2 protein-coding genes are annotated in these 1,338 nt (G+C 50.1%); both read left to right on the top strand.

The genetic code is table 11. From position 1 onward, the window contains the following. Positions 1-633, top strand: a 633-nt coding sequence (locus MM817_RS16325) for a CpaF/VirB11 family protein (RefSeq protein ID WP_241717098.1), incomplete at its 5' end; no start/stop codon positions are given. A gap of 4 nt (positions 634-637) precedes the next feature. Beyond that, the coding region (locus MM817_RS16330) for a hypothetical protein (RefSeq protein ID WP_241717099.1) at positions 638-1,338 on the top strand (701 nt) is incomplete at its 3' end.

Raw genomic sequence — 1,338 nt, forward strand, 5'->3', positions numbered from 1 at the left:
ATGGATGGATACATCAATTGTGCGATTGAAGAAATGGGAGAAATGGTCCCGCTCTCGAACTGGTGGATTCGTCTCACGGATCGCATGGGCAATGCTCAGGGAATCGGAGCGATCACGATGGAGCGCAACATGATGAATACGCTACGGATGGACGTGGATAACGTCATTTTGGGAGAAGCTCGTTGGCCGGCCATTACGTGGCTCTTTATTCGTCTGTCGATGCTCACCAAACGCATGGTGGGAACGACGTTTCATACGCGTGTTGATGTGGGTCGAGGCGTTCATCATGTGTTGCAACGCATGATTTTAGAAGCTACAGCAGGGAGTCAAGGCGTTTCCACTAATGCCAACACAGCCAGTCTTCTTGCGGACAATGTGCGCTTTATCTTCGCGCTCGATAACGTCAACGGTTCACCACGCATGACCGAAGTAGGCTACATCGAAGACTACGATGCCGTCACGCAAGAAGTGACTTGGTGCAAAGTCGCTTACTGGGATTACTTCGAAAAAACATGGGTCTTTCAAGGCGTTCCCGCTTCGTTTCTATTGCGAGCCAATATCAAAGGGATCCACCTACCTTTTACTGTGTATGAGGGGCCACGTGAAACGTATCGCGTGCCCAAGGAGGGATAAACACGTGGTGCATCATACGTCGTTGGTTCTTCGAGTGATCGGGTTGTTGATCGCCTTATCTGGGTTGTCCTTTGTGCTCTATCAAGCGTTTCGGGAAGCAGAGTGGCTACGTGAAGTGAAAACAGCCACGCAACCGACTCATCAAAAAAAGCCATGGGTGGGACGGTATATTCTCCGTATCCAAGAGGCTAAAAAATGGATGGGTAAGGAGGACGAACCCATGTATCGCACGATACTTCGTGTGATCGCTTTGGCCATGGGGTTGATGGTGATGTTGCTTCTCCTACGCTATTCGATCCTCATCGCGTTCTTGATCGGTATCGGAGGGGCTTTGTTGATCACAGATCGCTACTACGTCACCAAAGGGAACCAAGCGAAAGAACGACACTTGAAAGTGTTTTTAGAAGAAGCGGTCCCTGTCGGGATTCATGTCATCACCGCTTCGGGTGAACTGGCTCCAGCTTTTTCACGCATGGCCAGTACCGTCACATATCCACCCCTGAAAGCTCGCTTGCAACGCTTGGCGGATACCTGGAAGTTGCCGCAATTTGCTACAGCCGAAGATGCTTTTTTACATTTCGCTCACGACATGGGGTTGCTAGAACTGACGATTTTCGCTCTGTGTACCAAAGAAGTGCGGGCGTATCGTGTGCCCTTAGAAGAACTGTGGATGGAAATGTCGGAACTGTTGGGGCTTGAAATTCA

Origin of the sequence: Sulfoacidibacillus ferrooxidans (assembly GCF_022606465.1) — a bacterium.
In the GTDB taxonomy this organism is placed as follows: domain Bacteria; phylum Bacillota; class Bacilli; order Alicyclobacillales; family SLC66; genus Sulfoacidibacillus; species Sulfoacidibacillus ferrooxidans.